We start from the raw sequence: 19,493 nt of genomic DNA, 5'->3' as shown, positions 1-19,493 counted from the left end.
TAGGATCCTGTGTTTTGATTCTCGCTGGGGAAACCGGATTTGAGCGCTGCAGGACACCCTCTCTCCCGTGCCTATTTACAGGAATGTTTTCAAACGGATGTGGTACGCATTCGCCGTGAGCTCAGAGAGCTTGAGCGGCTTGACGATGATGCTGCCCGTACAGAAAAACGTGAGGCTTTGACGGTCCGCGCCGAGGCCGCACGGGCCAAGGTCACTGAGCGGCTCAATAACCGCCCCAATATCCGCTATCCCGACAATCTGCCGGTGTCACAGAAAAAAGACGACATCGCCGCGGCCATTGCCGCCCATCAGGTGGTAATTGTTGCCGGTGAAACCGGTTCAGGTAAAACCACCCAGCTGCCGAAAATCTGTCTTGAGCTTGGCCGTGGCAGTCGTGGTCTGATTGGCCATACCCAGCCGCGCCGTCTGGCGGCCCGCAGTGTGGCGACCCGGGTTGCAGAAGAGCTGCAAAGCCCGCTGGGTGAGGCGGTGGGCTTTAAGGTGCGCTTTGCCGATGCCATCAATGAAAACAGCTATGTGAAGCTGATGACCGACGGTATTTTGTTGGCGGAGCTATCGTCAGATCGCTTTTTGAATCAGTACGATACCCTAATTATCGACGAGGCCCACGAGCGCAGCCTCAATATCGACTTTATTCTTGGCTACTTAAAAGAGCTGCTGCCAAGAAGGCCGGATCTCAAGATTATCATCACCTCGGCCACCATAGACGTGGACCGTTTCTCCAAACACTTCAATAACGCCCCCGTGATTGAAGTGTCTGGCCGGACTTATCCGGTGGAGACCCGTTATCGGCCGCTGGTGAAAGACGATGAGCCGGATCTGGATTTGATGGACGGCATCTTTGAAGCCGTTGATGAACTGGTGGCCGAAGGCCCCGGCGATATTCTGATTTTTATGAACGGTGAGCGGGAAATCCGTGACACAGCTGAGCAGCTCGCCAGGCGCAACTACCGCGATACCGAGGTATTGCCACTGTATGCGCGGCTTTCTTACGGCGAGCAGTCCAAGGTGTTTAAGTCCCATACAGGGCGACGGATTGTGCTTGCCACCAACGTGGCCGAAACCTCGCTTACTGTGCCCGGTATTCGCTATGTGATTGACCCGGGCACAGCCCGCATCAGCCGCTACAGCTATCGCACCAAGGTGCAGCGGCTTCCTATCGAGCCTATCAGTCAGGCCAGTGCCAACCAACGTCAGGGCCGCTGTGGCCGGGTAGGGCCAGGCATTTGTATTCGCCTTTACGCCGAACAGGACTTTTTATCGCGGCCGGAGTTTACCGACCCGGAAATTCTGCGCACCAACCTGGCGTCGGTGATTTTGCAGATGCTCTCCATCGGTCTGGGTGATATCAAGGGCTTCCCCTTTATTCAGCCCCCCGATGAGCGCCATATCAAAGACGGCTTTTTGCTGCTGGAAGAATTGCAGGCCATCAAGCTGAAAAAAGGCTTGCCGCAGATGACGCCCCTTGGCCGCAAGCTCGCCCATGTGCCGCTGGACCCCCGTCTTGCCCGCATGGTGATTGAGGCTGCCGGCCGAGGCGCTTTACACGAAGCCCTGGTGGTAACCTCGGCGCTGTCGATTCAGGACCCACGAGAGCGGCCGCTTGAGAAAAAACAGGCTGCCGATGAGGCCCACAGCCGCTTTGCCGACAAAGACTCTGACTTCGTCTCCCTGCTGAATCTGTGGAACTACATCAAGGAGCAGCAAAAGGCGCTCTCCGCCAGTCAGTTCCGTAAATTATGTAAGCAGGAATACCTGGCCTATCTGCGGGTGCGGGAGTGGCAAGACCTTTACACTCAGGTGCGCCAGAGTGTGCATGAGCTGAAACTCAAATTAAACAGCGTACCTGCCGACTACGACAGCCTGCACCGCTCTCTCTTGTCCGGCCTTTTAAGCCACATCGGCTTTAAAGACAATAACAACGAGTATCTGGGCGCCCGCAATCGCCGTTTTTATGTGTTCCCGGGCTCGCCTCTGGCGAAAAAAGGCCCCAAGTGGATAGTGGCGGCAGAGCTGACCGAAACCAGCCGTTTGTTTGCCCGTGGCTGCGCCAAAATCGAGCCGGAATGGCTTGAGGAACTGGCCGCGCATCTGATTAAAAAGCAGCACAACGAGCCCCACTTTGAAGCCAATCAGGGCGCGGTGGTGGCGTTTGAAAATCAGGTGCTTTACGGGCTGACTGTGGTAAATCGCCGCAAGGTTCAGTACGGCCCCATCAATGCCATCGAGGCGCGGGAAATCTTTATCCGCAGTGCGTTGGCAGAAGGGCAGCTTAAAACCCGTGAAGCCTTTTTCCTGCATAACCAAAAGCTGCTTGAAGAGGTGGAAGAACTTGAGCACAAGTCGCGCCGGCGCGACATTCTGGTGGACGAGCAGGTGCTGTTCGATTTCTACAACGAGCGCTTGCCGGAAGGCATTTTCAACGCACCCAAGCTGTTCAGTTGGTGGAAAGAAGCCAGACGCAAACAGCCTGAGCTGCTTAATTTCAATGAAGAGATGCTCTATGCCCGCAGCACAGGCCACGTCTCCAGGCTGGACTTCCCTGACAAGTGGCATCAGGGCAACTTAAGCTTTGCACTGAGTTACCACTTTGAACCGGGCGCTGAGGATGACGGTGTCAGCGTGCACATTCCGGTGGCGCTGCTCAACCAGGTGGAAGACAGCGGTTTTGATTTCCTGGTGCCCGGACTTCGGGAAGAGAAGTGCGTGGCGCTGATTAAATCCTTGCCAAAGGCGCTCAGACGCAATTTCGTTCCGGCGCCGGATTATGCCCGCGCCGCTGTGGAAGCCATGTCACAGGAGATGCCGCTGCTGGATTCGTTAAGCCACCGGCTGCTTCGCATGACCGGCACCCGGGTGTCGGCCGATGACTTCAATACCGATGAGCTGCCAGCGCACCTTAAGATGAATTTCAAGATTGAGGATGACAAGGGCAAGCTTGTAGGGCAAGGGCGTGATTTGGACGCCTTGAAAGCCAGTTTGCAGGGCGTTGTTGCCACGGCCATTCGTCAGGTAGCCAAGTCTGGTATCGAGCAGTCTGGATTGACTGGCTGGACCATAGAGGCGCTGCCGGAGCAATTCCAGCGCCGCAAGGGCAACTATGAGGTGAAAGCCTATCCTGCGCTGGTGGATGAAAAAGACAGTGTGGCTGTGAAGCTCTTTGATGATGAGCATCAGGCGGAAAAGGCCCATGCTCAGGGCGTGCGTCGCTTACTGCTTATCAATATTCCATCGCCAGTCAAACACTTACAGCAGGCGCTGCCCAACAAGGCCAAGCTGGCAATGTACTTTAATCCCTTTGGTCAGGTGCAGCTGCTGATTGACGACATTATCGATGCGGCGGTGGCGCAAATTATCGACAGCGATAATCTCAAGGTGCGTGATCAGGCCGGGTTTGAGCAGGCCAGGGACAAGGTGCGTGCCAGCCTCAACGAAGTCGCCGAAGGGCTGGCGCTCAAGGTCGAGCAAATCCTTACCCTGCATAACGCCATCAAAAAGCGCCTCAAGGGCAAAATCAGCCTGGATATTGCGTTTGCAATGAGTGATATCCAGACCCAGCTTGACCGGCTGGTATACAAGGGCTTTGTGGCCGATTGTGGCCACGCTCGCCTGGCGGATGTTATTCGCTATCTGAAGGCCATTGAGTACCGGCTTGAAAAACTGCCGGTGGATCCGGTACGCGACAAGCTGCAATTGCTGTCAATTCACAAGGTGGAGCAGGCGCTGGAGGCGCAGCTTGCCAAGGTGCCAAAAAGTCAGCCGGTACCAGCCCATTTGCAGGAGGCTCGCTGGCTGATTGAAGAGCTCAGGGTGTCGCTGTTCGCCCAGGTGCTGGGTACCTCGGTGCCGATTTCAGAAAAGCGGGTACTGCTGCATATAGCGCAGTAACCCTTCTTACCCCTTGGGATTAGCGGGCCGTGATCTGGATCACGGCCCGTTTTTTATCCTTCCTACCTCTTTGTAAATATTTTTCAAAAATCCTTCCTTTTGCTGTGGTCAAACGGTGCTTTTTTGGCCTAGCTTTAGTAGTTGCTGAATAGCTGAAATATGCTTAAGAAGCAGTAAATAATCGAAAAGAGCGCTTGAAATTCATGATCTCGTTTGAAATTGCGGGAAATAGATGATCTGGATCAAGTGGCATTCTGTTTACCGATTTCGGGGTATACAGTTTGTTAACAGTGGGCGCGTATGATCAGACTCGAAAGAAATGCTGCTGTAACTCACTGAACCTACAGTAAAGAGACACGGCACAGAGCGGGCATTGCCCGAGGCTAATGGAGGACACATGAGTTCCGATCCCCAAGACAATCAAAAGAGCCTGGAGCTGAAGATTTTTATCTTCCTGACCGTTTTCCTGGCGCCGCTGCTGGCCGTTGGGCTGGTGTCGGCCTATGGCTTCGCCATTTGGCTTGGCCAGATTTTTACCGGCCCACCGGGCGCGGGCTAAACAAAATAATCAGAACAAATTTCTAACCTTTAGTGGAAACGCCAATGAGCAATGAACTTCATGTCACCAGCCTGATTGTCCAGGTGTTACCGGAAAAGATGTCCGAGGTGCGCGGCCAAATCATGGCCATGGCCGGAGCCGAGCTTTCCGTGAACAACGAGGTCAAGTTGGTGGTGGTGCTGGAGGGCAACTCCCAGAAAGACATTTTGGCTGGTATTGAGGCCATTAATGGTCTGCCAGGTGTGATGTCGGCCACCATGGTTTATCACCAGAGTGAAGTGCTGGAAGAGGATGAGCAATGAAAATGAACAGACGTGAATTTATGAAGGCCAATGCGGCAATCGCCGCGGCCGGTGTTGCCGGGCTGGCTTTGCCGGCGACCGCCAGCAATCTTATTACCAGCTCTGAGCAGACCAAGCTTGACTGGAACAAGGCACCTTGCCGTTTCTGCGGTACTGGCTGCTCGGTTATGGTTGCCACCCGCGATGGCCGCGTTGTAGCCACCCACGGCGATGCCAACAGTGAAGTAAACCGCGGCCTCAACTGTATCAAGGGCTACTTCCTCTCCAAAATCATGTACGGCAAAGATCGCCTGCAAACCCCAATGCTGCGTATGACCAACGGTCAGTACGACAAGAATGGTGAATTCACTCCTGTCAGCTGGGACAGCGCCTTCGACATCATGGCCGAAAAGTGGAAAGCCACTATCAAGGCCAAGGGCCCAACCGCCATCGGTATGTTTGGCTCAGGCCAGTGGACCGTGTGGGAAGGTTACGCCGCCTCCAAGCTGATGAAAGCCGGTTTCGGCTCCAATAACATTGACCCCAATGCCCGTCACTGTATGGCCTCCGCGGTAGTGGGCTTTATGCGCACCTTCGGCATGGACGAGCCCATGGGCTGTTACAACGATATGGAAGCTGCCGACGCCTTTGTGCTGTGGGGCTCCAACATGGCCGAAATGCACCCCATTCTGTGGAGCCGCGTGACCGACCGTCGCCTGAGCGCGCCCCACGTTAAAGTTGCCGTGCTGTCTACCTTCGAGCACCGCTCCTTTGAACTTGCCGACTTGCCTGTGGTCTTCACACCACAAACCGATCTGGCCATTCTCAACTTTATCGCCAACTACATCATTCAAAACGACATGGTGAATCATGACTTCGTTAAGAAGCATGTGAACTTCCGTCAGGGTGTGACTGACATTGGTTACGGTCTGCGTCCGACCCACCCACTGCAGCAAAAGGCGAAAAACGTTGCCACGGCAGGGGATTCGACCCCCATCGATTTCGATGCCTTCAAGGCCTTTGTGTCTGAGTACACAGCGGAGAAAGTCAGTAAGATGTCCGGCGTTGCCGAAGACAAGCTGGTGGAACTTGCCAAGTTGTATGCCGATCCCAACACCAAGGTCACGTCTTTCTGGACCATGGGTGTCAACCAGCATACCCGCGGCGTATGGTGTAACAACCTGATTTACAACATCCACCTGCTGACAGGCAAGATCTCTACGCCCGGTAACAGCCCATTCTCGCTGACCGGTCAGCCTTCGGCCTGTGGTACCGCCCGTGAAGTGGGTACCTTCTCCCACCGTCTGCCTGCAGACATGGTGGTGACCAATCCCAAGCACCGTGCGGTTGCGGAAGGGATCTGGAAAATCCCCGCCGGTATTATTCCACCCAAGCCAGGCTACCACGCGGTTGAGCAAAACCGCCGCCTGAAAGATGGCGATATCAACGCCTACTGGGTGCAGGTAAACAACAACATGCAGGCTGCGCCTAACATGATGGAAGAAACCCTGCCGGGTTACCGTAACCCAGCCAACTTCATCGTGGTGTCGGATGCTTACCCAACTGTGACTACCCAGGCCGCCGACCTGATTCTGCCTACTGCCATGTGGGTTGAGAAAGAGGGCGCCTACGGTAACGCTGAGCGTCGTACCCAGTTCTGGCATCAGTTGGTAAGAGCACCGGGCGAGTCACGTTCAGATCTGTGGCAGTTGATGGAGTTCTCCAAGCGCTTTACCACCGATGAGGTCTGGCCAAAAGACGTACTGGATGCCAACCCAGCATACAAAGGCAAGACTTTGTATGAAGTGCTCTACAAAAACGGTAACGTCGACAAGTTCCCGCTGGCGGACCGCGATGCCAAATACGCCAACGATGAAGCCGAACACTTTGGTTTCTACGTGCAAAAGGGCTTGTTTGAAGAGTACGCCACCTTTGGCCGTGGCCACGCCCACGACCTGGCGCCATTCGACATGTACCACGAAGCCCACGGCCTGCGCTGGCCTGTGGTGGACGGTAAAGAAACCCTGTGGCGCTACCGTGAAGGTTCAGATCCTTATGTCAAACCCGGCAAGGGCTTTGAGTTCTACGGCAAGCCAGATGGCAAGGCGGTGATTTTTGCACTGCCATACGAACCCGCCCCCGAAGCGCCGGATGAAGAATACGATATGTGGCTGTCTACCGGCCGTGTGCTGGAGCACTGGCACTCAGGCTCCATGACGCAGCGTGTGCCCGAGCTTTACCGCGCCTTCCCTGACGCCGTGTGCTTTATGCACCCGGACGATGCCAAGGCCCGTGGTCTGCGCCGTGGTGATGAGGTTAAGGTTGTGTCCCGCCGCGGTGAAATCCTCACCCGCGTTGAGACCCGTGGCCGTAACAAGCCGCCCAAGGGCCTGGTGTTTGTTCCCTGGTTCGACGCCAGTCAGCTCATCAACAAGGTCACTCTGGATGCGACAGATCCTCTGTCCAAACAGACCGACTTCAAGAAGTGTGCTGTCAAAGTGTTGAAGGCTTGAGGAGACAAACCATGAAAACAATGAAAACACTCTCTGCGCTTGCTCTGGTTGCCTTCGCCTGTATGACCAACGCCAGCACAGTGTCTGATGAGAAAATCGCGACCCTGCGTCAGGCTCCGCTGAATGTGGAAGTCACACCGCCTGCGATGCAGAAGGTGATGAACAAAGACATCAAAGAGGCTCGTAACTATCCGATGCAGCCACCGGTCATTCCCCACAAGATTGATGGCTACCAGCTGGATCTGAAGGTGAACAAGTGTATGTCGTGCCACGCCCGTACCCGTACTGGCGAGTCTCAGGCGCCCATGGTGAGCGTGACTCACTACATGGACAGGGACAATAACTTCCTGGCCGAGCTGTCACCACGCCGTTACTTCTGTGTTCAGTGTCACGTGCCGCAGCTTGATGCCAAGCCATTGGTTGACAATGAGTTTATTGACCTTGACCACCTGCTGAAGTCTGAGCAGACCCAGGCCAAACACTAGGAGTCGCTATGTGGGATAAGCTGAAAAAAGTATGGCAAACCCTCAAGAAACCCAGTGTGCATTACAGCCTTGGTTTTCTGACCCTCGGTGGCTTTGTGGCCGGGGTGATCTTCTGGGGTGGCTTTAACACCGCCCTGGAAGCCACCAACCAGGAAGCTTTCTGTATCGGTTGTCACGAAATGGAAAACAACGTCTATGAAGAGCTTAAGACGACTATCCACTTCACCAACCGAAGCGGTGTGCGGGCTACCTGTCCTGACTGCCACGTGCCGCACAACTGGACTGATAAGATTGCCCGTAAGATGCAGGCATCCAAAGAAGTGTGGGGCAAGGTATTCGGCACCATCAACACCCGTGAGAAGTTTGAGGCCAAGCGTCGCGAACTGGCAGAGCACGAGTGGGCCCGTTTGAAGGCGAACGATTCGCTGGAGTGCCGTAACTGCCACAACTTTGATTATATGGACTTTACCCGCCAGTCTCCGAGGGCAGCGCAAATGCACTCCACCTCACTGGCGAGCGGCGAAAAGACCTGTATCGACTGCCACAAGGGGATTGCTCACCACCTGCCTGACATGTCCGGCGTCAAAGGTTGGTAAACAATATCTCTGCGTGTAAGCAAAAAACCGTGGCTCGCCACGGTTTTTTTATGTCTTTCCAAAGCATTCCACACAGTTGAACAATCAATCGCCAGTGGCTCAATTAAAGCCCAGTAATAACCAGCAGGTCCATCAAAGCCCAGCCAATAACCCGCGGCTCAATCGAAGACCTGCTGCTCATTTAATAGCCCGTCGCTCAGTCTTTTGCGCCTATGTTGGAGCGGTGAGCCTATTTCTGCGCTGCCAACAAAAAGCCCGGCCAATTGGCCGGGCTTTCCGATCTTACTTCATCTTAGCCCAAATCCCCCCCATCTTAGCGGGCGTTGGTGCTCTCAAAAATCTTGTCAGCGGAAGCCGCTACAAAGCCTGGATACAGGCGACCATCTTCCTGTGGGAAGCGGCGGGCAAACTCGTAGAAACAGCTTGGCACCATACGTTTGCCATCGGTGAATTCCACCACGGCTTCGTCGGCCAGGGTTGAAGACTGCTTGAGCTTCACCTCTTCGCTGCCTTTGATTTCACCGCCGGAGGTGTTGAGCGCAAAACCCGCGGCCTTGAGCGCATCGTTCACAGACGCCAGAGTCTCATAGTTTTTCAGCGCGTTAACCGAAACAGTGAAGTGGTTGGCGCGAAAACCCCACACAGAAACCCAGGCGGCGTACTCACTTTCTTTGAGCAGGGTTTCGTAGGTAGCCTGGTCAATGTTCCAGTGACGGCCTGAATAGAGGAAGTTATCGGCAGTCACGGCGGCGACATCGATTTGCTCAACCAGCTTGTGCACTGTGGCCTGAAGCTCTACTGAGCACTTTTCCAACAGCAGCTCAGAGATGAACACCTTGGGCTGAGTGGCATCTGGGTGCTCGAAGTGTTTGGCATAGAGCTTTTTGGTTTCGAAGTGATACTCGCCGCACTCTACATAGCCCAGGGCCAGAAAGTGAGCAGCCAGTTTTTCCAGGTTAATCTTCTCGATGTTGAAGGTACGCAGCGCGATATGGTCGTTTTGCACGTCATCCTGCTGTGAAGACCCAAGCAGAGCGTGGATCTTTTGCGCAGAAGGAGTCACAGACACATAGTCCTGCCAAAGGTTGGAGAAGAGTTCATTAATCTGGGTGTGCATCGTTTTTATCCTGCTAATGCTAACGTGTGGTACGTGTAGGTTTAGTTTAATTAAGTTAAATCAAATCAAATGCTAAGCCCTGGGCTCAGGGTTGCCGGCAGGCTGACGCTGCTGGCTTCCACTGATGACACCGGGTAGGCACAGTAATCGGCTGCATAGTAGGCGCTGGCCCTGTGGTTACCGCTGGCGCCTATGCCGCCAAAGGGCGCGGCACTGGAAGCACCTGTAATGGGCTTGTTCCAGTTGACAATGCCGGCGCGAATGCGGCGATAGAAGTGCTCATAATCTGCCTCGTTGTCGGCCAGCAGCCCGGCTGACAGGCCAAAGGCGGTGTTATTGGCTTCATCGATGGCAGCATCGAAGTCGTTGTAGCGGTAGATTTTAAGCAGCGGGCCAAAGTGCTCTTCGTCCGGCAGGGCGGTGGCGTTGGTGACATCGATAATGCCTGGAGTCACAAAGCCAAGGGCTGGGTCGGGCTGGGTCAGTTCAATCAGGGATACCCCGCCAAGTGCCTGAATATCAGCCTGAGCCTTGACCATGGCGGCTGCGGCCTTGGCACTTATCATGGCACCGTAGAAGGGCTGCGCATCGGCGAAGGGCTGACCCACCTTAATATTGGCAGTAGCTTCAAGCAGTTTGGCCAGAATCGCATCGCCATTGGCGTCATTTTTGATAAACAGGCGCCTTGCACAGGTGCAGCGCTGGCCGCTGGAGATAAAGGCTGACTGGATGATGTCGTGCACTGCAGCGTCGATATTGGCCACATGGTTAACGATAAGTGGGTTGTTACCGCCCATTTCCAGTGCCAGAATTTTACCCGGCTGACCGGCGTATTGTTGATGCAGCAAATGGCCGGTGTTTGAGCTGCCGGTAAAGAACAGACCATCGATACCCGAGTGGCCCGCCAGCGTCTTGCCGGTTTCGACTTCGCCCTGCAGCAGGTTAATTACACCCGCTGGCAATCCTGCCTTTTGCCAAAGCGTTACAGTAAATTCGGCCACTTTGGGCGTCAGTTCAGAGGGTTTGAACAGCACAGTGTTGCCGGCAATCAGCGCCGGTACTATATGGCCGTTCGGCAGATGCCCCGGGAAGTTATAGGGGCCAAATACCGCCACCACGCCGTGGGGCTTATGGCGGATAAAGGCGCGGGCACCTGCCATCGGGTTTTCCACTGTACCGGTGCGTTCGCTGTGGGCCTTAATGGAAATGGCGATTTTGCCTGTCATGGCGGCTACTTCGGTGCGGCTTTCCCACAGCGCCTTACCGGTTTCTTCGGCAATCAGGCGCGCCATGGCTTCGCTGTTATCGCTAAGCTGCGCGCCAAAGGCTTCAATAATGGCCAAACGCTCGGCCAAAGGCAGGGCAGACCAGGTGTAAAAGGCGGCGCGGGCAGCCTTAACGGCGGTATCAACCTGCTCGGCGTTGGCGCCATTGGCTGACCAGATAACCTCGCCATTTGCCGGATTAACAGAATGGAAGGTTTTGCCACGGCCTGCTTGCCAGGCGCCATCAATGAACTGGCCCTGGGCCTCCTGGGCGTGAGTAGCATGTTCGATTACTGAGCTCATTTGGCCCCCTTGTCGAGATTTAAGTAGCGCACCAAATCACCCTCGGTTACATTGAGCACATCGGCCATGGCCGGGCTCATAACAATGCTGTGGGTTTCGGTATCGAGGCGACATTCATCGCTGACGGTGGCGCGAAATTCCTTACTGTCGCAGTTGCACACCGCGAGGTGGAATTCGCCTTTGAGCTCGGCCGGATTGTGGCTTATCACCACCTTGACCCTGTGACTCTGGCGTACCGACTTGATTTGCTTAAGCTGGGCTTCCACCGTAGGGCCTGCATCGAACAGGTCAACATAGCCGCGATGCATAAAGCCTTCGTTTTCCAAAAGCTTAAGGGCAGGAACTGTATTTTCGTGCACCTGGCCTATGGTATCCCGGGCGGCTTTTGGCAACAGATCCACATAGATGGGGTAGCGGGGCATCAGGTCTGCAATAAAGCCCTTGTTGCCCACGCCAATCAGGTAATCGGCCTTGGAAAACTCCATATTGAAGAAGGTTTCCCGCAGCCAACCCCAGAAGGGAGGCTGACCGTCGGCGTCGGCGGCGCCGCGCATCTCGGCAATCACCAGCTTGGCAAAGCGTTTGGGATGCTCGGCCATAAACATAAAGCGCACCTTGGACAGGAAGCGGCCATTGAGGCCCACCCGGTAAGGCTCGCGCAAAAACAGGGTGCAGATTTCGGTCACGCCTGTGTAATCGTTGCCCAGCGTCAGCACTTCCACCGGATTGAAAATATCCAGCTCTTTGCACTGATGCACCACAGTGCTTTTGTGGAAATGATACAGCGGGCTGCCAAGGCCCACGGACGCCTCGATACCTGAAGCACCAAGGATTTCGCCTGTGTCTGTGTCTTCGAGCACAAACAGATAACCCTGTTCGCCCGGCGCATCGATATCGGCGCCAAAGCTTGCTTCCGAATGGGCGATTTTCTGGGTCAGTTTTCGCTCGCAAAGGGGCAGGGACGTAAAACCCGCACCGGATTCCCGCGCCATGGTCATCAGCGCCTGGAAGTCCGAACCCTGTATAGGACGGATAAGTAACATAATTCGGATCTCTTGGTCTGTGTGGAAGGCGAAAGGGCTAACTGCCCAATCGCCTGTTCGCACAAGTGCCTGGGGCTTAACCGGCGTTAAGCCTGGCAACCAATTTGGCGATGGCGGCGTCGAAACGCGCCAGGCCTTCCCGAACATCTGCCTCAGGAATGATAAGAGAAGGTGCGAAACGCACCACGTTTTGACCGGCCATCAGCAAGAGCACACCTTCTTCGGCGGCGGCCAGCATAAAGTCGCGGGCTTTGCCGGCGTAGTCGGCATTGAGCGCAGCGCCCAGCAGCAGACCCTTGCCACGCACTTCGGTGAAGATCTGATACTTGTCGTTGATGGCATTGAGACCATCGCGGAACAGCTGTTCGCGTTCTTTTACGCCATCCAGCACTTCCGGAGTATTCACTGTGTTGAAAGCCGCCAGACCCACGGCACAGGCCAGTGGGTTGCCGCCGTAAGTGCTGCCGTGGGTGCCCACCACCAGATGCTTGGCGAGTTCAGTGGTGGTCAGCATGGCGCCAATGGGGAAACCGCCGCCAAGGGCTTTGGCGGTGGTCAACACATCCGGGGTAACGCCCAGGCCCATATAGGCATAAAGCTCGCCGGTGCGGCCAACGCCGGTTTGTACTTCATCGAATACCAGCAGCGCATTGTGCTGGTCACACAGCTCGCGCACACCCTTGATGAATTCAGGAGTAGGGTTAATGATGCCGCCTTCACCCTGCAGCGGCTCAAGTACCACGGCGCAGGTACGATCGGAAATCAGTGCCTTCACGCTTTCAAGGTTATTGTATTCGGCATGGTCGATATCGGCAGGCTTGGGGCCAAAGCCATCGGAGTAAGCTGGCTGACCACCCACGGATACGGTAAACAGGGTGCGGCCATGGAAGCCTTGTTTGAAGGCGATGATCTGCGATTTATCAGCGCCAAACTTGTTCAGGGCCACGCGGCGCACCAATTTGAGGGCCGCTTCGTTGGCTTCGGCGCCAGAGTTGGCAAAGTAGACCTTCTCGGCGAAGGTGTTGTCCACCAATTGCTTGGCCAGCATCAGCGCAGGCTCATTGGTCATGGTGTTGGACAGGTGCCACAGCTTTTGTGCCTGCTCGGTAAGGGCAGACACCAGTGCAGGGTGGCAATGGCCCAGGCAGTTCACGGCAATGCCACCGGCGAAATCGATAAACTCACGGCCTTGCTGATCCCACAGGCGCGACCCCTGGCCCTTTACCGGAATGATAGGGGATGGCGCGTAGTTGGGAACCATCACTTCATCGAATAAACTTCTGTTGATATGCATGCAAAGCCTCTGTTTTTGTATTGTTTTATCGTCGGGCTCGAGGCCCTTTCTTTAGTTATCCCTGTATTATATTGAGCATAAGTTGCAATTTGCAGCAGCGTTATTAACAATATGGTTGGTGAATATTACAAAATAACGGAATTATTTAGCAAAATGATAAGCAAAGAGGACGAGCGTCTGTTGGCGCTGCTGAAAAATAATGCTCGCATCAGCGTATCGGATCTGGCCCGGGCGCTGGATTTATCCCGCTCGACCGTGCAGACCCGTATTGCCCGGCTGGAGCAAACCGGCGTGATTAAAGGTTATGGCGTAGAGCTTGGTGAGGCCTACACCAGCCATCTGGTGTCGGCCCATGTGGCCATTAAGGTGAAGCAAAAATTCACTACCAAGACCAATGTGGAATTAAAGAAGATGCACAGGATAAGTGAGCTCTATGCAATCAGCGGCGAGTACGACCTGATTGCGGTGGTGCAGGCGCAAACCACAGAGCAGCTCAGTCACCTGCTGGATGATATTGGTAATCTTGATGGGGTAGAGCGCACTACCTCGTCGGTTATTCTGGAAACCAAGTTCAAGCGCTGATGGCGCGGCTATAACTTGATGACTGAAGCTTGGTAATTGAAGCTTGATGAGTGCGCTGATGAAATCCCGAGCAGCTTAAGCCTTGGCTTGCCTGGTTAATGGCGGCGTTTAATCTCATCAATCAGTGCCGTTGCCAGCGGCGTTGCGGCAATGCTTTTTGAGGTGATAAGTACCACAGGTATTTGATAGCAGTATTTCTCAGGCAAAATCGCTTTAAACAGCCCCTTATCGACCCAGTGGCTGGCGTAGTGCTCCGGCAGGTAACCGATAAATTTGCCCGACAGAATAAGATGGGCAATGCCTTCATCGTGGTAGGCGGTGGCGGTGTTCTGATAGTTGAGGTCGTCGTTACGCATCTCTTTGTCACGCATATAGTTACTGGTAATAACCTCGGCGTTTTGCAGCAGCGCAGGCACCTTGCCTGGCTGGCAATCAAACAGTGGATGACCAACACCGCAATATAAGTAGTTGGTTTCGTTATGTAGTGGGTGGTAATCGAGCCCGCGCAAATGATGACGGCTTACGCCAATTCCCACCAAAGAGCGGCCGTTGACCACAGAGGTTTCCACCTCCCGCGCTTCACACACGTTGATGTCAAACTGGATATGGTTGCTTTTGGCCTTGAGCGCCGCAATCACCCCGGCAATGTCACAACGTGGGTCACTCACCAGGGTATCAATTACCGCAATGCTGACCCGCCCGGCAAGCTCCTGCTTGGCGCTGGCCACAGTGGATGCGAAGGCGTCGCAGTGCTGCAGCAGCTCCAATGATGCCTGATAGGTTACCCGGCCAGACTCTGTCAGTTCAAAGCCGCTTCGGCCACGCTTACACAGTTTTATGCCAAGGCGCACTTCCAAATCTGATAAATGAGCGCTGATGGTGGAGCGGCCAATATTGAGCCGTGATTCGGCTGCCGACAGGCCGCCGCACTCCACGATGGCTACAAATATCCTCAGCAGTTTTAAATCGACGTCATGAACCTGCACTTATGCTTTCCTGTGGTGGCTGTCTATCGAATGCTGCTGAGTTGCCAACAAACCTGCCAGACAATAGTTCGATAAATCCGGAATGAATTACGGTTATTGTGCATTTATAAAACTTCAGCGGCAAGCTAGCATGGGGGCAATAGGGGTAAACCTCCGGTTTTTCCCACAAATAAAAACGATAAAACAAATTGTTAGGAGCCAAAGATGCGTTTTAGATATGGTGTTGACCATCTCACTCTCGAAACCGTAAACGGCATTGCCAACGGCAGTATTCAGGCTGAACTTTGTCAGCAAGCCATCGACAAGATCAACGCCAGCCGCCATAACGTGGATGTGATGGCCGCATCCGATAAAGCCATTTACGGTATCAACACCGGCTTTGGCCCCCTGTGCGATACCCAGATTTCCCCTGCCGAAACCCACCTGCTGCAAAAAAACCTGCTCATCACCCACGCGGTGGGCGTGGGCGAGCCGATTGCCAAGCCAATCTCCAAGCTGATGCTTATCACCAAGGTGCACGCCCTGAGCCAGGGCTTCTCCGGCATTCGCCTCGAGGTGGTCGAGCGTATGCTGGCCTTTATCGCCCTTGACCTCATTCCTGTGGTTCCGGAGCAGGGCTCTGTGGGCGCCTCCGGCGATTTGGCACCGCTGTCGCATCTGTTTTTGCCGTTGCTCGGCGAAGGTGAGTTCTGGCAGGGCGATAGCATAGTTTCTGCCGCCGAAGCGCTGAAGGCCAATGGCCTGGAGCCGCTGGAGCTGCATGCCAAAGAAGGCCTGGCGCTGATTAACGGCACCCAGTTTATTTTGTCCCACGCCATCACCGCGCTGACCAAGATGGCGTATCTGCTTGATTTGGCAGATATGGCCGGTGCCATGAGCATTGAAGGCATGCAGGGCAGCCAGTCGCCGTTTCGCGCCGAACTGCACGAAATCCGCCCCTTTGCCGGCAATATCGAAGTGGCCGCCCGCATGCGCAAGTTCTTCGATGGCTCTGAGAACATGGCCTCCCACGAAGATTGCGATCGGGTGCAGGACCCATACTCGCTGCGCTGTATCCCCCAAGTACACGGCGCTTCTCGCAATGCCTTTAATCATTTGAAGGAACTGGCCGAAATCGAAATGAACTCGGTCACCGACAACCCGATTGTCATCAGTGCAGAAGAAGCCATTTCCGGCGGCGGTTTCCACGGCCAGCCATTGGCCATGGTGCTGGATTACACCTCCATTGCTGCGGCTGAGCTCGGTAACATTTCAGACCGCCGCTGCTATTTGCTGCTCGAAGGCCTGCACGGTCTGCCGCGCCTTTTAACCACCTCCGGCGGCCTTAACTCCGGCATGATGATCCCTCAGTACGTGACCGCTGCGCTGGTTACTGAAAACAAATCCCTGTGCTTCCCGCCATCGGCTGATAGCGTGCCGACCTCCATGGGGCAGGAAGACCATGTGTCCATGGGCAGTATCTCGGGTCGTAAGCTTAATCAGATTTTGGGTAACCTTGAGAAAATCTTCGCCATTGAGCTGATGTATGCCGCCCAGGCGATTGATTTCCGCCGCCCCAACCGCTGCTCAGAGATTATCGAGAAAAACCATGCGCTTATTCGCGAGAAAGTGGCCAAGCTTGAAGAAGACAGACTGCTCAAGCCCGATATCGACGCCATCATTGCCCTGGTGAAAGCCCAGGCCTTTATTGTGAACTGAGGGAGGCACCACAGAATGGATACTCAGATGACTTTTCAAGCTCAAATCCAGCAAGGGATCCCAAGCGAACTGCCTGCGCCAAAGCCGTACCCGGCAGGGGCCAACCGTGCGCCCAAGCGCAAAGACATTCTTACCCCGGCCGAAAAACAGCTGGCTGTGCGTAACGCGCTGCGCTATTTTCCTGCCGAGTGGCATCAGGAACTGGCGGCAGAGTTTGCCAAAGAACTCAATGACTTTGGCCGTATCTACATGTACCGCTTCAAGCCTGAATACGCCATGAAGGCCCGCGCAATTTCCGACTATCCGGCCAAATGTGAGCAGGCTGCCGCCATCATGCTGATGGTCGATAACAACCTCGACCCAGCTGTGGCCCAGCATCCTGAAGAGCTGATTACCTACGGTGGTAATGGCGCCGTGTTCCAGAACTGGGCTCAGTATCGCCTGACCATGAAATACTTAAGCGAGATGGAAGCGGATCAGACCCTGCACCTGTACTCGGGTCACCCCATGGGGCTGTTCCCATCCTCGGTTGATGCGCCGCGGGTGGTGGTAACCAACGGCATGATGATCCCCAACTATTCCAAGCCCGACGACTGGGAGCGTTTCAACGCGCTGGGTGTGACCCAATACGGCCAGATGACCGCTGGCTCCTTTATGTACATCGGCCCCCAGGGCATTGTGCACGGCACCACCATCACTGTGATGAATGGTTTCCGCAAGGTGCTTGAAAAGGGCGACAGCCCCAAGGGCAAAATATTCTTAACCGCCGGTCTTGGCGGCATGAGCGGTGCCCAGCCCAAAGCCGGTAACATCGCCGGTTGTATTACCGTATGCGCCGAGGTGAACCCCAAGGCCGCCACCAAGCGCCACGAACAGGGTTGGGTGGATGGGCTTATCGACAACATGCCAGCGCTGGTTGCCCGGGTAAAGCAGGCTCAGGCCAATGAAGAAGTGGTATCTATTGCCTTTATCGGCAACGTGGTAAACGTATGGGAAGCCTTTGATGAGCATGATATTTTTGTTCACCTTGGCTCAGATCAAACCTCGCTACACAATCCCTGGTCCGGCGGCTACTATCCGGTGGATGTAAGCTTCGATGAGTCCAACCGCCTCATCCGCGAACAGCCTGAGCTGTTTAAAGCCAAGGTGCAGGCCACCCTTAAACGCCATGCCGACGCCATTAATCGCCATACCGCCAAGGGCACTTACTTCTTCGATTACGGTAACGCCTTCCTGCTGGAAGCCTCCCGCGCCGGTGGCGATGTGATGGCTGAAAACGGTATCGACTTTAAGTACCCATCCTACGTGCAGGACATTCTGGGGCCCATGTGTTTTGACTACGGCTTCGGCCCGTTCCGCTGGGTATGCACCTCGGGCAACAGCGCCGATCTCGACCGCACCGACGCCATCGCCGCTGAAGTGCTGGAGAGGCTTATGGCCCAAGCTCCGGAAGAAATTCAGCAGCAGATGCAGGACAACATCACCTGGATCAAAGACGCCAAAGAAAACAAGCTGGTGGTGGGTTCTCAGGCCCGTATCCTCTATGCCGACGCCGAAGGCCGGATGGAAATTGCCAAGGCCTTTAACGATGCTATCAATCGCGGTGACATAGGCCCTGTGGTGCTCGGCCGCGACCACCACGACGTGAGCGGCACCGATTCACCGTTCCGCGAAACCTCCAACATCTATGATGGCAGCCGCTTTACCGCCGATATGGCCATTCATAACGTGATTGGTGACAGCTTCCGCGGCGCCACCTGGGTATCCATTCACAACGGTGGCGGGGTAGGTTGGGGCGAAGTGATTAACGGTGGTTTTGGTATGTTGCTCGATGGCACCGAAGCCGCTGAACGCCGCTTAAAGTCCATGTTGCTGTTCGATGTGAATAACGGTATTGCCCGTCGCAGCTGGGCCCGCAACGAAGAAGCCAACTTCGCCATCAAACGCGAAATGGCCCGCACGCCCAAGCTTAAGGTGACCCTGGCCAATCGCGTCGACGATGACATCATCAACGGACTTAAGTTTTAAATCAGCCGTTTGATGTAGACCCATGAAAAACGCCCTTGAGGGCGTTTTTTATATTCTCAGACGCAAGATCTCTGATCTGATGGAGACAGGATAAGTGGCTTGCACATTAATCCGTGCAGCGTACTCAATATTAACCCTTGCGTAAAAGCATACTAATTTGCAAAGATGTTGTAATTAAAATGGAAATCGCACGTTATGGACGACGCAAACCCAGTATCGGCCGTGCGGTAGCCATGGCATTTGCCGATAACGGCAATCGTGAGTCGTGAATGCTTGATGCTTAATCGGGAGTCGAGAATGGCATCGTCACAGCCGATCGAGGGGGCTGACTGTTCCGGCGTAATGTTGCCCCAGCACATGGGTATAAATCTGCGTGGTCTTCACGTCATTATGGCCAAGCAACTCCTGCACGGTGCGGATGTCATATCCGGCCTGAAGTAAGTGCGTCGCACAAATTCAGCGGGACTGAATTTGAACAGCTCCGCTGGCCCGAAGGGGAAAATACAGGGAAGTATTTTATAAAGGAATGACGGAAAGTGTGGCAACTCACCCGCTTGTTGACCCCTGATTTAGCAACAGCAACCGCCAGCGCTTTACGCACAACACTCTGATGAAGATGATGCCGACATAACACCCCGGTAATGGGATGATGGCAGATTGCATGTGATGGGAAGACAAACATCCAGATAGATTTTCTAAACGCGTTGGGATACTTGCGCCCAAGTGCATAGGGCAGCGATGGCCCAAGGCCCTGTAGATTATCTTTTTGCTGAATGGCAATACTGCTGGATATCCGCAATTGCAGCCATGGGATACAGGATGCCGCGAGTAACG

Annotated in this window: 14 protein-coding genes and 1 pseudogene; 9 read left to right on the top strand and 6 right to left on the bottom strand. The window is 54.7% G+C overall.

Going from position 1 to position 19,493, the window contains the following annotated elements; all coding sequences use genetic code 11:
• The first annotated feature begins 39 nt into the window (after window positions 1-39).
• The 6 genes from hrpA (at window position 40) to MJ923_RS20630 (ending at window position 8,343) form a co-directional block, all read left to right on the top strand.
• Window positions 40-3,909, top strand: coding sequence for an ATP-dependent RNA helicase HrpA (gene hrpA / locus MJ923_RS20655; RefSeq protein ID WP_240592673.1), 3,870 nt, complete (start codon window positions 40-42; stop codon window positions 3,907-3,909).
• Window positions 3,910-4,306: 397 nt separating this feature from the next.
• Window positions 4,307-4,468, top strand: a complete 162-nt coding sequence (locus MJ923_RS20650; protein WP_126166779.1) for a periplasmic nitrate reductase, NapE protein — start codon at window positions 4,307-4,309, stop codon at window positions 4,466-4,468.
• Between the two features lie 44 nt (window positions 4,469-4,512).
• Window positions 4,513-4,770, top strand: a complete 258-nt coding sequence (locus tag MJ923_RS20645) for a chaperone NapD (RefSeq protein ID WP_126166780.1) — start codon at window positions 4,513-4,515, stop codon at window positions 4,768-4,770.
• 2 nt (window positions 4,771-4,772) lie between these two features.
• Window positions 4,773-7,262 (top strand): nitrate reductase catalytic subunit NapA, encoded by a 2,490-nt coding sequence (gene napA / locus MJ923_RS20640; RefSeq protein ID WP_240592682.1) that lies wholly within the window; start codon window positions 4,773-4,775, stop codon window positions 7,260-7,262.
• A gap of 11 nt (window positions 7,263-7,273) precedes the next feature.
• Window positions 7,274-7,747, top strand: a complete 474-nt coding sequence (locus tag MJ923_RS20635) for a nitrate reductase cytochrome c-type subunit (protein WP_126166781.1) — start codon at window positions 7,274-7,276, stop codon at window positions 7,745-7,747.
• Between the two features lie 8 nt (window positions 7,748-7,755).
• Window positions 7,756-8,343: a cytochrome c3 family protein gene (locus MJ923_RS20630; RefSeq protein ID WP_240592672.1), complete on the top strand. Its 588-nt coding sequence runs from the start codon at window positions 7,756-7,758 to the stop codon at window positions 8,341-8,343.
• Between the two features lie 313 nt (window positions 8,344-8,656).
• Here MJ923_RS20630 and MJ923_RS20625 read toward each other — a convergent pair whose 3' ends face one another.
• The 4 genes from MJ923_RS20625 to MJ923_RS20610 form a co-directional block, all read right to left on the bottom strand.
• Window positions 8,657-9,460: a DUF1338 domain-containing protein gene (locus MJ923_RS20625; protein WP_240592671.1), complete on the bottom strand. Its 804-nt coding sequence runs from the start codon at window positions 9,458-9,460 to the stop codon at window positions 8,657-8,659.
• Window positions 9,461-9,525: 65 nt separating this feature from the next.
• Window positions 9,526-11,028 carry a succinylglutamate-semialdehyde dehydrogenase gene (gene astD / locus MJ923_RS20620; RefSeq protein ID WP_240592670.1) on the bottom strand — a complete coding sequence of 501 codons (1,503 nt, stop codon included), beginning with the start codon at window positions 11,026-11,028 and terminating at the stop codon, window positions 9,526-9,528.
• A complete protein-coding gene (gene astA, locus MJ923_RS20615) occupies window positions 11,025-12,071 on the bottom strand; it encodes an arginine N-succinyltransferase (RefSeq protein WP_126166785.1) in 1,047 nt (348 codons plus the stop codon). Before astA ends, astD begins: the two co-directional genes overlap by 4 nt.
• 76 nt (window positions 12,072-12,147) lie before the next feature.
• Window positions 12,148-13,365, bottom strand: coding sequence for an aspartate aminotransferase family protein (locus MJ923_RS20610; protein WP_240592669.1), 1,218 nt, complete (start codon window positions 13,363-13,365; stop codon window positions 12,148-12,150).
• A 153-nt stretch (window positions 13,366-13,518) separates the two neighbouring features.
• Between MJ923_RS20610 and MJ923_RS20605 the strand changes: the two genes are divergently transcribed.
• The gene (locus MJ923_RS20605) at window positions 13,519-13,947 is read left to right on the top strand and encodes an Lrp/AsnC family transcriptional regulator (protein ID WP_126166787.1); all 429 of its coding nucleotides are present in this window, start codon (window positions 13,519-13,521) and stop codon (window positions 13,945-13,947) included.
• Window positions 13,948-14,042: 95 nt separating this feature from the next.
• Here MJ923_RS20605 and MJ923_RS20600 read toward each other — a convergent pair whose 3' ends face one another.
• Window positions 14,043-14,933, bottom strand: coding sequence for a LysR family transcriptional regulator (locus tag MJ923_RS20600; protein ID WP_240592668.1), 891 nt, complete (start codon window positions 14,931-14,933; stop codon window positions 14,043-14,045).
• 204 nt (window positions 14,934-15,137) lie between these two features.
• Here MJ923_RS20600 and hutH point away from each other — a divergent pair, with 204 nt between their 5' ends.
• Window positions 15,138-16,631, top strand: coding sequence for a histidine ammonia-lyase (gene hutH / locus MJ923_RS20595; protein WP_240592667.1), 1,494 nt, complete (start codon window positions 15,138-15,140; stop codon window positions 16,629-16,631).
• Between the two features lie 27 nt (window positions 16,632-16,658).
• Window positions 16,659-18,659 carry a urocanate hydratase gene (locus MJ923_RS20590; protein WP_420854501.1) on the top strand — a complete coding sequence of 667 codons (2,001 nt, stop codon included), beginning with the start codon at window positions 16,659-16,661 and terminating at the stop codon, window positions 18,657-18,659.
• Between the two features lie 306 nt (window positions 18,660-18,965).
• On the opposite strand, the pseudogene MJ923_RS20585 reads toward MJ923_RS20590, so the two are convergent.
• A pseudogene (locus MJ923_RS20585) lies at window positions 18,966-19,493 on the bottom strand (tyrosine-type recombinase/integrase); the annotation flags it as partial.

Origin of the sequence: Shewanella zhuhaiensis (assembly GCF_022484835.1) — a bacterium.
Taxonomy (GTDB): Bacteria; Pseudomonadota; Gammaproteobacteria; order Enterobacterales; family Shewanellaceae; genus Shewanella; species Shewanella khirikhana.
Note: the sequence above shows the minus strand (reverse complement) of the source record. Positions and strands in the feature narration are given on the sequence as shown.

Coding starts and splice junctions, on each gene's coding strand:
- MJ923_RS20625 (WP_240592671.1), bottom strand. CDS start 9,460: ATGCACACCCAGATTAATGAACTCTTCTCCAACCTTTGGCAGGACTAT.
- napA (WP_240592682.1), top strand. CDS start 4,773: ATGAACAGACGTGAATTTATGAAGGCCAATGCGGCAATCGCCGCGGCC.
- astA (WP_126166785.1), bottom strand. CDS start 12,071: ATGTTACTTATCCGTCCTATACAGGGTTCGGACTTCCAGGCGCTGATG.
- MJ923_RS20650 (WP_126166779.1), top strand. CDS start 4,307: ATGAGTTCCGATCCCCAAGACAATCAAAAGAGCCTGGAGCTGAAGATT.
- hutH (WP_240592667.1), top strand. CDS start 15,138: ATGCGTTTTAGATATGGTGTTGACCATCTCACTCTCGAAACCGTAAAC.
- MJ923_RS20645 (WP_126166780.1), top strand. CDS start 4,513: ATGAGCAATGAACTTCATGTCACCAGCCTGATTGTCCAGGTGTTACCG.
- MJ923_RS20630 (WP_240592672.1), top strand. CDS start 7,756: ATGTGGGATAAGCTGAAAAAAGTATGGCAAACCCTCAAGAAACCCAGT.
- MJ923_RS20590 (WP_420854501.1), top strand. CDS start 16,659: ATGACTTTTCAAGCTCAAATCCAGCAAGGGATCCCAAGCGAACTGCCT.
- astD (WP_240592670.1), bottom strand. CDS start 11,028: ATGAGCTCAGTAATCGAACATGCTACTCACGCCCAGGAGGCCCAGGGC.
- MJ923_RS20635 (WP_126166781.1), top strand. CDS start 7,274: ATGAAAACAATGAAAACACTCTCTGCGCTTGCTCTGGTTGCCTTCGCC.
- MJ923_RS20605 (WP_126166787.1), top strand. CDS start 13,519: ATGATAAGCAAAGAGGACGAGCGTCTGTTGGCGCTGCTGAAAAATAAT.
- MJ923_RS20610 (WP_240592669.1), bottom strand. CDS start 13,365: ATGCATATCAACAGAAGTTTATTCGATGAAGTGATGGTTCCCAACTAC.